10 protein-coding genes are annotated in these 13,189 nt (G+C 73.9%); 6 read left to right on the plus strand and 4 right to left on the minus strand.

What is annotated here, in order from left to right:
- Positions 1 to 17: 17 nt before the first annotated feature.
- Positions 18 to 1,673, plus strand: coding sequence for a GMC oxidoreductase (locus ABZZ17_RS32635; protein ID WP_356881550.1), 1,656 nt, complete (start codon positions 18 to 20; stop codon positions 1,671 to 1,673).
- A 110-nt stretch (positions 1,674 to 1,783) separates the two neighbouring features.
- Here ABZZ17_RS32635 and ABZZ17_RS32640 read toward each other — a convergent pair whose 3' ends face one another.
- Both ABZZ17_RS32640 and ABZZ17_RS32645 read right to left on the minus strand, forming a co-directional pair.
- Positions 1,784 to 2,263 (minus strand): carboxymuconolactone decarboxylase family protein, encoded by a 480-nt coding sequence (locus ABZZ17_RS32640; RefSeq protein WP_356881552.1) that lies wholly within the window; start codon positions 2,261 to 2,263, stop codon positions 1,784 to 1,786.
- Positions 2,260 to 3,339 carry a dihydrodipicolinate reductase gene (locus ABZZ17_RS32645; RefSeq protein ID WP_356881554.1) on the minus strand — a complete coding sequence of 360 codons (1,080 nt, stop codon included), beginning with the start codon at positions 3,337 to 3,339 and terminating at the stop codon, positions 2,260 to 2,262. Before ABZZ17_RS32645 ends, ABZZ17_RS32640 begins: the two co-directional genes overlap by 4 nt.
- Positions 3,340 to 3,548: 209 nt before the next feature.
- Here ABZZ17_RS32645 and ABZZ17_RS32650 point away from each other — a divergent pair, with 209 nt between their 5' ends.
- Both ABZZ17_RS32650 and ABZZ17_RS32655 read left to right on the plus strand, forming a co-directional pair.
- Complete coding sequence (locus ABZZ17_RS32650; RefSeq protein ID WP_356881556.1) at positions 3,549 to 4,874, plus strand: glycoside hydrolase family 18 protein; 1,326 nt, start codon at positions 3,549 to 3,551, stop codon at positions 4,872 to 4,874.
- Positions 4,875 to 4,980: 106 nt separating this feature from the next.
- Positions 4,981 to 6,228: a serpin family protein gene (locus ABZZ17_RS32655; RefSeq protein ID WP_356881558.1), complete on the plus strand. Its 1,248-nt coding sequence runs from the start codon at positions 4,981 to 4,983 to the stop codon at positions 6,226 to 6,228.
- A gap of 51 nt (positions 6,229 to 6,279) precedes the next feature.
- Here ABZZ17_RS32655 and ABZZ17_RS32660 read toward each other — a convergent pair whose 3' ends face one another.
- Both ABZZ17_RS32660 and ABZZ17_RS32665 read right to left on the minus strand, forming a co-directional pair.
- Positions 6,280 to 7,269 carry a PfkB family carbohydrate kinase gene (locus ABZZ17_RS32660; RefSeq protein WP_356881560.1) on the minus strand — a complete coding sequence of 330 codons (990 nt, stop codon included), beginning with the start codon at positions 7,267 to 7,269 and terminating at the stop codon, positions 6,280 to 6,282.
- 1 nt (position 7,270) lies between these two features.
- Entirely contained in the window at positions 7,271 to 7,906 is a 636-nt protein-coding gene (locus ABZZ17_RS32665; RefSeq protein ID WP_356881562.1) for a bifunctional 4-hydroxy-2-oxoglutarate aldolase/2-dehydro-3-deoxy-phosphogluconate aldolase, read from the minus strand.
- Between the two features lie 91 nt (positions 7,907 to 7,997).
- Here ABZZ17_RS32665 and ABZZ17_RS32670 point away from each other — a divergent pair, with 91 nt between their 5' ends.
- The 3 genes from ABZZ17_RS32670 (at position 7,998) to ABZZ17_RS32680 (ending at position 13,187) form a co-directional block, all read left to right on the plus strand.
- On the plus strand, positions 7,998 to 8,813 hold the full coding sequence (locus tag ABZZ17_RS32670) for an IclR family transcriptional regulator (RefSeq protein ID WP_356881564.1): 816 nt from the start codon (positions 7,998 to 8,000) through the stop codon (positions 8,811 to 8,813).
- A gap of 117 nt (positions 8,814 to 8,930) precedes the next feature.
- Positions 8,931 to 10,610, plus strand: coding sequence for a sigma-70 family RNA polymerase sigma factor (locus ABZZ17_RS32675; RefSeq protein WP_356881566.1), 1,680 nt, complete (start codon positions 8,931 to 8,933; stop codon positions 10,608 to 10,610).
- A 123-nt stretch (positions 10,611 to 10,733) separates the two neighbouring features.
- Entirely contained in the window at positions 10,734 to 13,187 is a 2,454-nt protein-coding gene (locus tag ABZZ17_RS32680; protein WP_356881569.1) for a Helicase associated domain protein, read from the plus strand.
- Positions 13,188 to 13,189: the final 2 nt, after the last annotated feature.

The raw sequence follows: 13,189 nt of genomic DNA on the forward strand, positions 1-13,189 counted from the left end.
AGAGTGAGGAACGTCACATGAGTGACAAAAGCCTGAACAGCAAGGTTTCCCAGGGTGTTTCCCGTCGCGGATTTCTCGCTGGAACTGGTTCTATTCTTGGAGCCATGGCCCTGGCGGTCAACACCACACCGGCCCAGGCGAGGGCCTCCGCCGGAACCGCCGTCGCCAACGCCCCCATCGAGTCCGGGGCCCATGTCCCGGTCCTCGTCATCGGCACCGGGTACGGCGGTTCCGTCGCCGCGCTGCGCCTCGCCCAGGCGGGTGTCGACGTACAGATGATCGAGATGGGCATGGCCTGGGACACCCCGGGCACCGACGGGAAGATCTTCGCCAACACCACCAAGCCGGACTACCGTTCCTACTGGCTGCGCACCAGGACGAAGGCGCCCCTGAGCAACTTCCTCGGCTTCCCGATCGACAAGGACGTCCCGAAGTACACGGGCATCCTGGACGCCGAGGAGATGGGCGGGATCATCGTCTACCAGGGGCGCGGGGTGGGCGGCGGCTCGCTCGTCAACGGTGGCATGGCGGTTACTCCCAAGCGGCAGAACTTCGCCTCGATCCTGCCGTCGGTGAACGCCGACGAGATGTACGACACCTACTACCCGCGGGCCAACGCCGGTCTCGGCGTCGGGCTCATCGACCCCAACTGGTTCGAGACGGTGGACTGTTACCAGTTCGCCCGCGTCGGCCGCAAGCACGCGCAGCGCTCCGGCTTCCCCTTCGTGTTCGTGCCGGACGTCTACGACTGGGACTACATGAAGAAGGAGGTCGCCGGGACCGTCCCCAAGTCCGCGGTGGCCGGCGAGATCCTCTACGGGAACAACGCCGGAAAGAAGTCCCTCCAGCAGACCTACATCGCCGCCGCCCGCGCGACCGGCAAGGTCAGCATCTCGCCCCTGCACCGGGTCACCACCGTCTCCCCCTCGGCCGGTGGCGGCTACACGGTCGTCATCGAGCAGCTGAACACCACCGGCGACACCGTCGCCACCAAGACCGTCGTCGCCGACAAGGTGTTCTTCGCGGCCGGCAGCGTCGGCACGAGCAAGCTCCTCGTGAAGCTGAAGGCCACCGGGGCGCTGCCGAACCTCAACAACGAGATCGGCAAGGGCTGGGGCGACAACGGGAACGTGATGTGCGGCCGCGCCAACCACATGTGGGACGCGACCGGAAAGGTGCAGGCCTCCATTCCCTGCGGGGGCATCGACAACTGGGACGCGGGCGGCGCCTTCGCCGAGGTCGCCCCGCTGCCGACGGGGATCGAGACGTACGCCTCCTTCTACCTGTCGATCACGAAGAACCCGAACCGTGCCGAGTTCAGCTACGACGCGGCGGCGGGGAAGGCCGTCCTGAACTGGCAGACCTCCTGGAAGCAGCCGTCCATCGACATGGCGAAGACCATCTTCGACAAGATCAACTCCAAGGAGGGGACGATCTACCGGACCGACCTCTTCGGCACCAACAAGATCTGGGGCGACCACCTCACCTACCACCCGCTCGGCGGTGCGGTACTGAACAAGGCCACCGACAACTACGGCCGCCTGCACGGCCACCCCGGTCTGTACGTGATCGACGGAGCGCTGATCCCCGGCAACACCAGCGTCAACCCGTTCGTGACGATCACGGCGCTCGCGGAGCGCAACATCGAGAAGATCATCGCCACTGACCTCTGACGGCGACCGGACTGCGGGGCCGGCCGGAACCTCCGGCCGGCCCCGCAGCACGTCGGCTCCCCCGGAGCCCGTCGGCTCCCCGGAGCCCGCCGGCGGCTCGGGACCGGGGGTCAGCGCCCCGGCAGCATGCAGACGCTGTCGAGGCCCAGCACGTGATTGAGGCGGCCGAACGCGAGCCAGGAGCCGATGCTCATGCTCAGCTCCACGATCTCCAACTGGCTGTAGTGGGCGGTCATCCGCTCCCAGAACTCCTCGTCGAGGTTGTGGTGGTCCAGGGCGTAGCGCTCCGCGTACTCGGCGGCCAGGCGGGTGCGGTCGTCGAAGGCCTTGGTGGTGCGCCACTCGGTGACCGCGTCGGCGAACTCCTCCTCGACCTTCTCGCCGTCCCGGTCGGTGCGCCAGTCGAGGCAGAACACGCACCCGTTGATCTGCGCGATGCGCAGCCGGGCCGCCTCGAACTCCCGCAGTCCCAGGGTGGTGTGGGCGTACACGGAGAGCGAGAAGTTGGCGGCGGCCATGCCGATGCCGGGGACCATGTCCCCCCAGACGTACTCGATGGGGTGCTGGCCTTCGGGGATGTCGATGTTCACGGCTGCTTCCTTCCGAGTTTGCCGACTGCGGGACGCAGCGGGATGTCGAGCGCGTCGTAGAGTCCTGGTCCGGCGGCCACGAGCCAGTCGATGGCTCCGACCAGCCGGCCCACGGCGGTGGCGTTGCCGCCCGCGGAGCGGTTCTCGCCCTCGTCGGTGGCTTCGATGGTGACCTCGATGCGGGGGCGGCCTTCGATGACCACCCGGTGGGCCCCGGCTCCGTCGGGCGGAACGGGCCAGTCGGGGGCGCAGGAGGGGTGGATGCGGGTGACGTGTTCGATGACGATGCGGGGCTCGCCCTCAACGATGCCCTGGACCTCGAAGCGGATGGCTCCCTGGGTGCCGGCCTCGAACTCACCCATGGTGCGGGTGGTGACGGTGGTGTCGAGTGCGCGGCGGTCCGAGGTCTCGCGGATCTCGTCGAGTTCGACGCCGAGGGCGCGGGCCATCATGCGGATCTGGCCGCCCCAGACCATGGTGGGGACCGAGGGCATGAGCATCATCGGCTCGAAGTCCATGGGCTGGCCCATGCCGACGAGGTAGCGGACCGAGTCCGGCTGGTCGTACGTGGAGTAGTCGAAGATCTCCTGGCAGCGGATGGCGTCGACGGTGGTGCCGAGGCCGCTCAGGAGCAGGGGCAGGACGTCGTTGCCCCAGCCGGGGTCGACGCCGGAGGCGAAGAGCGAGCCCCCGCCGGCCTCGACGGCGGCGAGCACCGGTTCGCGGAACTCGGGCGGGGCGTTGCGGTGGTCGTAGAGCGGGTACAGGGCGGGGCTGACGACGGCCGCCCCGGCGGAGATCGCGCGCGCGATGTCGGCGAGGGCGTCGTCGGGGCGTACGTCGCCGGAGGCCGCGTAGACGACGGCGGCGGGACGGGCGGCGAGCACCGCTTCTATGTCGTCGGTCGCCGCCACCCCCAACGGACGGTCGAGTCCGGCGAGTTCGCCCGCGTCGCGGCCGACCTTGCCGGGGTTGTGGACGATCACTGCCGTGAGTTCGAGCGCCGGGTGGGCCTCGACGGCGCGGATCGCGGCGCGGCCGACGTTGCCTGTTCCCCAGACCACCGTGGAAATCATGCGCGGAGGGTAGCGAGGCGGTCCTGAGGAGCCCAGGGCCGTGAAGGATGTTTTTCGGACGGACCGGTGTCGCGGGGGAACCCGAGGTGAACGCCCCCTTGACCCAGATGGTCCAGACCAATAGTTTCCGGTTTGCATCGCTCACGCGTTACGCACGGCTCAGGAGCACCACTCCCCGTATCCGCTCCCCGTATCCACAGAGGAAGCCCATGCGCCGCAGCACGATCGGCAGGCTCGCCGTCGCCGCCTGTTCCCTCTCCCTCCTGACGGCCTTCGCCCCCGCCGCCACCGGCGCGCAGGGCGAGGCGGCCGGTCACGGCCGCTCGTACAAGAAGGTCGGGTACTTCACCCAATGGGGCGTCTACGGACGTGACTTCCAGGTCCAGGCCCTCGACGCGAACGGCACCGCCGGCAAGCTCACGCACATCAACTACGCCTTCGGCAACGTCAGCGCCGAGGGCAAGTGCTTCACCGGCAACGTGCCCGGCGAGGCCGACGCCTGGGCGGACTACGCGCGGCCCCTGGACGCGGCGAACTCCGTCGACGGGGTGGCCGACACCGCCGAGCAGCCCCTCGCGGGCAACTTCAACCAGCTCAGGGAACTGAAGGCCAAGCACCCGAACCTCAAGGTGCTGATCTCACTGGGCGGCTGGAGCTGGTCCACTCACTTCTCGGACGCCTCCCTCACCTCGGCCTCCCGCAAGGCCTTCGTGACGTCCTGTATCGACCTGTACATCAAGGGGAACCTGCCGCAGGACGGCGCCCGCGGCGGGGCCGGGGCCGCGGCGGGCGTGTTCGACGGCATCGACCTCGACTGGGAGTGGCCGGGCTCGGAAGGCGACGCCGACACCAGGTACCGCCCGGAGGACAAGCAGAACTTCACGGAGCTGGTCAAGGAGTTCCGTACCCAGCTCGACGCCTACGGGCGCACGCAGAAGCGGAAGTACGAGCTGACCGCCTTCGTCCCGACCGCCCCCGCCAAGATCGACGCGGGCTTCGACGTCCGCCGGATCATGCGCGACCTGGACTTCGTCAACCTCCAGGGCTACGACTTCCACGTGTCGGGCGAGAAGACCACCGCCCAGCAGTCGGCGCTGTACGCCCGGGGCGACTTCAGCGTGGACGGCACCGTCCGGGCCTGGCGGGACCGGGGAGCCCCCGCGCACAAGCTGGTGGTCGGCATGCCGTTCTACGGGCAGGGCTGGACCGGGGTCAGCGGCGGCGGGGACGGTCTGGGGCAGCCCGCGACGGGACCGGCCCCGGCGACCTGGGCGGCGGGGTACGAGGATTACAAGGCGCTGAAGGAGCTGGCGGCCTCGGGGACGTACCAGGTCCACCGCGACCGGCGCGGCGGGCACGCCTGGCTGTTCGACGGCACCACCCTGTGGACGTACGACGACCCGCAGGTGCTGCGCACGAAGGCCCGGTACGTCCGCGAAGAGGGCCTGGGCGGCGCGATGTTCTGGTCCCTGGACGCCGACACCGCCGACGGCGAGCTGACGGCGGCCGTCGACCGGGGCCTGCGCGGCCGCTGACGGGACGCCAGAGCCGGGCCGGCATCCGGCCCGGCCCCCTGACCGGCGCCGCCGGGCCGCGAAAACCGCACCGGCCCGGCGGCGCCCACCACGTACCCTCCCCGGAATGAGGAACTCGACGGTTCGGGCGGTCAACCGCCTCACGGCACGCTGGGCGGCGGCCTCCCCGCTCGGGGACGGCACGCACACGGTCTTCACCGCGGCCGGGGTCTGGCCGCTGCTCGCCCTCCTCGCGGACGGCGCGGCCGGCCCGGCCCGCGAGGAACTGGCCGAAGCCCTCGGCATACCCGCCCGGGACGCGGCCGGGGCGGCACGGGAGCTGCTGGCCGCGCTGGGCGGAGTACGGGGCCTGCGCGCGGCGACGGGCGTGTGGGCGCGGGCGGACCTGCCACTGGAGGAGACCTGGTCGGCGCGGCTGCCTCCAGGGACCCGGGGGACGCTGACGGGCGACGCGGAGACCGACCGCAAGGCCCTGGACGGGTGGGCGGCGGAGCACACGGACGGCCTCGTCGAGCGGATGCCGGTCGCCCTGCCGCCGGGACCCGGAGCGGTGCTGCTGGTGCTCGCCTGCGCCCTGGCGCTGCGGCTGAAGTGGATCCAGCCGTTCCAGGACTTCTGCGGCAGTGCGGCCGAGGGGCCGTGGCAGGGCCGGGACCTGCTGATGCTGGGCCGTACCACCTCACTGCTGGACCGGGTCCGAGTGGCGCACGGCCCGGCGGGCGCGGTCACCGTACTGGACATGATCGGCGACACCGGGGTGGACGTCCACCTCGTGCTCGGGGAACCCGGCGCCCGGCCGGCCGCGGTGATCGGCACCGGGATCGGGGTCGTGGACAGGACCGTCCCGGCCACGGACGCGCGCAGCCTCCCGGAGGGAAGTCCCGGCCCCGGGCTGCTGGTCGGACGGGTGCTGTCCGACCGGCCCGAGACGCAGCTGCGCGTCGTGACCCCGGCCTTCGAGGTGCGGGCGGAGCACGACCTCCTCGCACGGCCCGGGGTGTTCGGCCTGACGAGCGCCCTGGACACCGGGCACGGCCACTTCCCCGGGATCAGCCCGCGCCCCCTCGCGGTGGGCTCGGCCCGGCAGGCGGCGCTGGCCCGGTTCCACGCGCGGGGCTTCGAAGCCGCCGCGGTGACGGCGATCGGCGCCGTCGGGGGCTGCGCCATGCCCCGTCCGCGCTACCGCGTCCGGCGGGCCGAGGTCAGCTTCCACCGGCCCTTCGCCTTCCTCGCCGTCCACCGCGTCTCCCGGCTGGTCCTGGCCTCGGGCTGGGTCGCGGAACCCCTCCCGTACCCCGAACACCAGGAGTACGAGGGCTACGAGGACCACGAGGACTACGACGAGGCGTACTAGTGCCGTGGCCGGGAAGGTTTGCCGGGTCGCGGCGTCCGGTGCGGTGCATCACTAGACGCCCTCCCGCGTCGCCCGGCGGTGCGCCGCGGCCAGGGCGGCCGTCTCGGTGAGGGTGGGGACGTAACCGGTTCCGCCGCGGCCGGACACCGACAGGGAGGCGGCCGCCGCGCCGTGGGCCACCGCGTCCGCGAGGGTGTCGCCCAGGGCGAGGCGGGCGGTGGTGGTGCCGGTGAAGCAGTCCCCGGCGCCGGTGGCGTCCACGGCACGCGGGTTGACGGGGACGGGGTGATGGGCCGTCCGGGTGCCGTCGTCGAGGAACAGCCGGCCGGCTCCGGCGGTGACGGCGACGGCGCGGGCGCCCAGGGCCCGGCCGCGGGCGGCGGCGGTGGCCGGGTCGTCGGTGTCCAGCAGGGCGAGCGCGTCCGCCGGGCAGGAGGTCTTGAGCAGCCCGGTCAGCGGGGCGATCCGGGCCAGCAGGTCGCGGGCCTCGTCCCGGCCGGTGAGCCGGGCGCGGTAGTTCGGGTCGTAGGTGAGGTGTCCGCCGGCCGCGTGGACGGCCCGGGCGGCGTCCAGCACGGCGGCGCGGGCCGTGGCGGAGAGGGCACCGGTGATGCCGCTGGTGACGAGCGAGCGGGCGCGGGTCAGCAGGGGCCGCCAGGAGTCGACGTGGGACGGCGCCAGGGTGGAGCCGGCGCCCGCGGTGCGCCAGTAGACGAACTCCCGCTCGCCCCCGGTGTCGGAGCACAGCAGGTAGGCCCCGTTGGGGCGCGGGGCGCGGCGGACGTGGGCGACGTCCACACCGAGGTCGGTGGCCCGGCGCAGCAGCGGGACGCTGAGTTCGTCGTCGCCGACCACGGCGAGCAGGGCGGTACGGGCGCCGGCGGCAGCGGCGGCCGCCGCGGCGTTGAGGGCGTCGCCCGAGTAGGAGATGCGGGCGGGGGTGCCGTCGACGGCTTCGCGCGGGGCGGTGTCGGTGTGGATCTCCACGAGGACCTCGCCGAGGACGAGGACGTCGTACTCCGGAGCGGAGGGCGGGGCCATGTCAGCGCTCCGCGGCGCAGCCGGCGCAGCACGGTCCGGCCAGGCCGGCGAAGACGGCGGCGAGTTCGGCCGGGTCGTCGGGGAGGCCGCTGCCGATTCCGACGGCGCTCGCCCCGGCGTCGAGCCAGTCGCGGACCTCGCAGGGCCGGATCCCGCCGGTGGGGACGAGGAGGGCGCCGGGCAGGACGGCCTTGAGGGAGCGGATGAACCCGGGGCCGCCCACGTGGGCCGGGAACACCTTCGCGGCTCCCGCGTGGCGGGCGGCGGCGGCGATCTCGCCGGGGGTGAAGCCGCCTTCGACGAACACGGCGCCGTGCCGCCCGGCGAACGCGCGGACCTCGGGGGCCGGGTAGGGGGAGACGAGGAATCCGGCGCCGGCGTCGAGGGCCTGCGCGGCCTGGGCGGCGGTGGTGACGGTGCCCACGCCGATGAGCGCGGGGCGGCCCCGTGCGTCGGTGAGCGGGGCGGTGCGGGCGACGGCCGTCGCCCAGCCGGGGGTGGAGGTGGTCAGCTCGACGGCGCGGCATCCCGCGGCGAGGAGGGCCTCGGTGCGGCGGACGGCCTCGTCCGGGCCGGTGTCGCGCAGCACGGGGAGCAGGCGCTGTGCGGCCATCACCGCGTACGGATGACAGGACATCGAACGGACCCCCGATTTGTTCCACGTAGTGGAACTGCGTATCGTGTGCCGGAACTCAGTGGTCCAGACCTTACACACTCAGGGAGCCGGCGTGTCAACGGAGCGAGGGCGGGCGGCGGACCCCGGGAACGACGGAGAGGGGGCGAAGGGCCGCCCCGGCGGGCGGACTTCGGCGGCCGGGTCGGCGCTGGAGAAGTCGCTGCGGATCCTGGAGGCGGTCGCGGCACCCGGCGGGCCGCACCGGCTGACCGACGTCATGACGGCGGCGGCCGTGCCGAAGTCGAGCACCTTCCGCATCCTGGCGGCGCTGGTCGAGCAGGGCTTCGTACGCTCCGACGGCGAGGGCCGCTACGGGGCGGGTCCCCGGCTGCGCGCCCTGTCGGCCCTGGTCAGCGGCGGGGAGCCGGCGAGCGTCCAGCAGATCCTGGACGAACTGCGGCTCGCGACCGGCCAGACGGTGCACCTGGCCCTGCACAGCGGGGAGACGATCACCTACATCCGCAAGCTGGAGAGCGGACAGCCCTTCCGCACCGCCTCCCGGATCGGCATGCGGATGCCGCTGCACACCACGGCCATCGGCAAGGCCGTCCTCGCCCACCTCCCCCGGGAGGAGGTGCGGGAGCTGCTCGCCGCCACCGGGCTGCCCGCACGGACACCGAACACGCTGACCACCGAGCGGGCACTGGCCGCCGAGCTGGAGGCGGTCCGGGAGCGCGGGTTCGCCGTGGACGACGAGGAGAACGAGCCCACCATCCGCTGCATCGGCGCGGCCGTGCTCGGCGCCGACGGCCGTCCGGTCGGCGGGGTGTCGGTGACCACCGTCACCTTCCTGGTCTCCCGCGAGGAGATCGAGGCGTACGCGCCGGCCCTGCGCACCGCCACGGAGGCGCTGGGCCCGCTGCTGTGACCCCGTCCCCCGAAGTGGCGGCGGCATCTTCTTCCGGATAAGTGTTATCGGGGCCCCACTCGACGGTCTCCCAGTTATTGGGCATCATCGACCGCCGGTACGGACAGGGACTTTCACATGAGCACACAGCACACGGCAGCACTGGTGGCAGCGGCCCGTGCGGGCGATCCCCGCGCGCAGGACGAGCTCGTCAGCGCCCACCTGCCGCTCGTCTACAACATCGTCGGCCGGGCCCTGAACGGGTCCTGCGACGTGGACGACGTCGTGCAGGACACCATGCTGCGGGCACTCGACGGGCTCGGCGGCCTGCGCACGGACGAGAGCTTCCGCTCCTGGCTGGTCGCGATCACCATGAACCGGATCCGGGCCCACTGGCAGGCCCGCAGCAGCGGCCCGGGCGAGAGCGGGCTGGAGGAGGCCGGTGACGTGGCCGACCCGGGCGCCGACTTCGCCGACCTCACCGTCGTACGGCTCCACCTGTCGGGGCAGCGCCGTGAGACGGCCCGGGCCACGCGCTGGCTGGAGCCCGACGACCGGGCGCTGCTGTCCCTGTGGTGGCTGGAGTGCGCCGGCGAGGTGACCCGGGCCGACGTCGCCTCCGCGCTGGAGCTGACGCCGCAGCACACCGCCGTCCGGGTGCAGCGGATGAAGGCCCAGCTGGAGGCCGCCCGAGTGGTGGAGCGGGCCCTCGGGGCGCAGCCGCCGTGCGACGGGCTGCGCGCGCTGACGGGCGGCTGGGACGGGCGGCCCTCGGCCCTGTGGCGCAAGCGAATAGCCCGGCACGCCCGCGAGTGCCTGCGCTGCTCGGGGCTGTGGAACGGCCTGGTGCCGGCGGAGGGGCTGCTGGCCGGGCTGGCCCTCGTGCCGGTCACGGCGGCGCTGCTGGCGGGCGTACGGTCGGCCGTCACCGCGGGTTACGCGCCGGTCGGCGCGGCCTCCTTCGCCGACGCGGCGACCCAGCTGACCCCGGTGGTGTCGGGTCCGGGCCGGGCCGCGCGCCGCAAGGGCGGGGACACGGGCAACGACGGCGATGCGGCCGGCGGCCGCGGAGTGCTGCGCAAGCGGCGCCAGAACCGGCGCCGGGCGATCGGCGGCGCGGTGGTCGCCGCCTGCGTGGCCGGCGGCGGTCTGGTCTACCTGGGCTCGCTCCCCGGTTCGGGCCAGAGCGAGGCGGCCGGCGGTGCGCCCGCGTCCCCGCTGGCGGCCCTCTCGGCGCCCGACACCGGCGCGCCGCTGCCCTCCGCCTCGCCCTCCGCTTCCGTGTCCGCGTCAGCCTCGCCCTCCCCGTCGGTCTCCGCTTCGCGGTCCGCCTCTCCGTCGCCGTCCGGCAGCCCCTCCTCGTCGGCGGCGCCCACGCCGGCCCGGAGCGTCCCGCCGTCCCCGAAGGCCGCGGCGCCGGCTCCCGCACCCGCCCCGGCCGGCGTGAGCGGCCAGGTCCTGGCCCTGGTCAACACCGAGCGGGCGGCGGCCGGCTGCGGCCCGCTCAAGGAGGACGCGCAGCTGCGCTCGGCCGCGCAGGCGCATTCGGCCGACATGGCGCAGCGGAACTTCTTCTCGCACACCAACCCGGACGGGGCCGACCCGGGGGCGCGGACCACCGCGTCCGGGTACCGCTGGTCGACGTACGGCGAGAACATAGCCAAGGGGCAGCAGACCGCGCAGTCGGTGATGGACGCCTGGATGAAGAGCCCGGGCCACCGCGCGAACATCCTCAACTGCTCCTTCAAGGACCTCGGCGTGGGCATGCAGCCGGGTGCGGGCGGCCCGTGGTGGACGCAGAACTTCGGCGCGCGCTGACCGCTCCGCGCCGGCCTCCCGGCCACACCTGACACGTGGCGGCTCTCGTCCCCCCTTTGATTCAGAATCCGGGCAAGATAGGACCTGGAGCCGAAGGGGCAGATGAGAGTGGGGGTGGCACCGGTGGCGAGGAAGGAACTGCGCCCGCATCAGCGCGAGGCCGTCGACGCCGTCCTGCGCGCGCTCCAGCTGCCCGCCGACGGCCGGGTCCCCGAGCGGGGCCTGCGGACCCAGGTGATCATGGCCACGGGTTCCGGCAAGTCCCTCGTCGCGGTGCGCTCCGCCGAGGAGTTGCGGGCGGGGCGGGTGCTCGTGCTGGTGCCCTCCCTGGACCTGCTGGTGCAGACGGTGGCCGCCTGGCGCGAGGGCGGCCGCACGGGGCGGGCCCTCGCCGTGTGCTCACTGCGCGGCGAGGACGTGGGCCTGCCCACGACCACGGATCCGGACGAGCTGGCCCGCTGGGCCGCCGGGCCGGTGCGGCGGGTGACCGTGTTCGCGACGTACGCCTCGCTGGGCCTCGGCACCATCGAGCGGGCGCACCGGGCCGGGCTGCCGTCCTGGGACCTGATCGTCGTCGACGAGGCGCACCGCACGTCCGGGCGGATCGGCAAACCGTGGGCGGTGGTGCACGACAACACCCGGATCGCGTCCGTCCGGCGGCTGTACATGACGGCGACGCCCCGGGTGTGGCGCGACGGCGAGGGCCCTGAGGAAGGGGACGAGCCGGAGGAGGGGGGCGAGGACCTCCGGGGCGGCGGCACGCTCGTCGCGTCGATGGAGGACGATCCGCAGGGGCCGTTCGGCGCCCGCTGCCACACCCTGTCGCTGTCGGAGGCGATCGACCGGGGCATCTGCGCCCCGTACCGGGTCGTGTGCGTGGACGTCACGGATCCGGGATTCCGGTCGGCGCTGCTGCTGGGCGCCGACGGCCGCTCGGACGCGGTGCGCGGGATGCGGCTCGCCGCGTTGCAGGCCGCGCTGGTCACGGCGGCGGCGGACCAGGGCTTCCGCCGGACGCTGGTCTTCCACCACCTGACGAAGGAGGCCGAGGCCTTCGCGGCGGGACTTCCCGCCGTCGCGGCGCGGCTGCGGGCCACGAGCCGCAGCCCGCAGCCCGCGTACCCCCGGACGGTGTGGGCGGACTGGCTGAGCGGTCAGCACCCGGCGGCGCACCGGCGGCGGGTCCTGGAGGCGTTCGCCGCGGACCGGATCGCCGACAAGGCCTTCCTCGGGAGCGTCCGGGTACTGGGCGAGGGGGTCGACACCAAGGAGTGCGACTCCGTCTTCTGGGCCGACGTGCGCGGGTCCATGCCGGACCTCGTGCAGGCGGTCGGCCGGGCCCTGCGGATCCGGCCCGGGGAAGGGAAGGTCGCCTCGCTGGTGGTGCCCGTGCTGCTGGGTCCGGGTGAGAGCCCCGACTCGATGCTGACCTCCCGGGCGTACGGTGACCTCGCGCGGCTGCTGGAGGCGCTGCGGGCGCACGACTCCCGGCTCGTGGAGTCCCTGGCCCAGCCGCAGGCTCCGAGCCGTACGACGCCGCCGTCCCCGGCCCCGGAACGGGTCGGTACGGCGGCCGGTCCCGGCCCGGGCGCGCGGGCGCTGCTGAGTTTCTCCACGCCCCGCGATCCCGCGCTGCTGGCGGCGTTCATCCGGCTGCGCGTGCTGAACCCGGAGCACACCCGGTGGCGGCGGGGCGCGGAGGCGGCCCGGATCTACACCGTCACGGCCGGGGACCTGAGGGTGCCGTTCGCCTACCGGGTGCCGGAGGGCGGGGAGGAGTGGCCCGCGGCCCTGGCCGGGTTCCCGCTGGGCCAGTGGATCGCCGACGCGCGGCGCACGTACCGCAGGGGGGCCCTGGGCCGGGAGCGGACCCGGGAGCTGGACGAACTCGGCATGGTGTGGAGCCACTTCGACGTGGCCTTCGACGAGGGGCTCGCGGCGGCCCGGGCCTGGGCTGCCGAGCACGGGCACCTGCTGCCTCCGGTGGAGGCGACCTGGCACGGGTTGCCCGTCGGGGTGTGGGTGAAGAACAACCGGGCCGCAGCGCGGCGGGAGGGTCCGGGGGCGCTGTCGCAGGAGCGGCGGGAGGCCCTGGAGGAGATCGACCCGTCATGGTGTCCGGCGTGGGACATCGGCTGGCAGCGGGCCTACCGGCTGACCCGGGCGCACCTGGACGCGGGCGGCCCGCTGCCGGCCGGTTCGGGCCGGGTGGTGGTCCAGGGCGAGGACCTGGGCCGGTGGGTACGGGCCCAGCGGCTGGGCTGGGACAAGCTGGCCTGGGCCCAGCGGTGGCTGCTGGAGCACACGCTGGGCCTGGCCCCGGCGGCCGAGGCGGAGCGTCCGGCGCCGCGCCGCAGCCACGCCGCGGCGTGGGCCGAGCACCTGGAGGCCGCCCGGCGGTTCCACGCGCGCGAGCGGCACCTGCGGGTGCCCCGTACGCACGTGGAGCGGGTCGGCGGCCGCGAGGTCCGGCTCGGCGCGTGGATCGCCAACCAGCGCTCCCGGGCGGGCTCCCTCACCCCCGACCGGGTGGCGGCCCTGACGGACCTCGGCATGCGCTGGCCGGCGTCCCGCTGACG

It is taken from the genome of Streptomyces sp. NPDC006512 (assembly GCF_040611935.1).
In the GTDB taxonomy this organism is placed as follows: Bacteria; Actinomycetota; Actinomycetes; order Streptomycetales; family Streptomycetaceae; genus Streptomyces.

Coding starts and splice junctions, on each gene's coding strand:
- ABZZ17_RS32635 (WP_356881550.1), top strand. CDS start 18: ATGAGTGACAAAAGCCTGAACAGCAAGGTTTCCCAGGGTGTTTCCCGT.
- ABZZ17_RS32645 (WP_356881554.1), bottom strand. CDS start 3,339: ATGATTTCCACGGTGGTCTGGGGAACAGGCAACGTCGGCCGCGCCGCG.
- ABZZ17_RS32650 (WP_356881556.1), top strand. CDS start 3,549: ATGCGCCGCAGCACGATCGGCAGGCTCGCCGTCGCCGCCTGTTCCCTC.
- ABZZ17_RS32655 (WP_356881558.1), top strand. CDS start 4,981: ATGAGGAACTCGACGGTTCGGGCGGTCAACCGCCTCACGGCACGCTGG.
- ABZZ17_RS32660 (WP_356881560.1), bottom strand. CDS start 7,269: ATGGCCCCGCCCTCCGCTCCGGAGTACGACGTCCTCGTCCTCGGCGAG.
- ABZZ17_RS32665 (WP_356881562.1), bottom strand. CDS start 7,906: ATGTCCTGTCATCCGTACGCGGTGATGGCCGCACAGCGCCTGCTCCCC.
- ABZZ17_RS32675 (WP_356881566.1), top strand. CDS start 8,931: ATGAGCACACAGCACACGGCAGCACTGGTGGCAGCGGCCCGTGCGGGC.